Annotated in this window: 1 protein-coding gene; it reads right to left on the bottom strand. The window is 46.8% G+C overall.

What is annotated here, in order from left to right:
* The coding region (locus tag ACGF49_RS25270) for a hypothetical protein (protein WP_387493562.1) at window positions 1–252 on the bottom strand (252 nt) is incomplete at both ends.

The raw sequence follows: 252 nt of genomic DNA, 5'->3' as shown, positions 1-252 counted from the left end.
ATCCGCCAGTTTAATCCCCGGGACTTCCCCTTCTACTTCTGAGGCGTTTATGGTCAGTTGAGGAGCATGACTTAATGCACGTGCAATTAGCGCGGAAGTCACCGGCGTATATTTCCCTTCAACTGAGTTATACCTCCCTGACGGTGAATGCAACTCTGCGTTGTTTTTGACAATGGCAGTCACCCCTTTTGCCAATAAAGTTGCCTCAGTATCAATAATGTCACCGCCAGCATTAAGGGTTAAATTATTGCC

Source organism: Photorhabdus sp. RM96S (genome assembly GCF_042879335.1).
Lineage (GTDB): Bacteria > Pseudomonadota > Gammaproteobacteria > Enterobacterales > Enterobacteriaceae > Photorhabdus > Photorhabdus kayaii.
The sequence above is the reverse complement of the archived record's forward strand: the minus strand, read 5'-3'. Positions and strand labels throughout refer to the sequence as shown.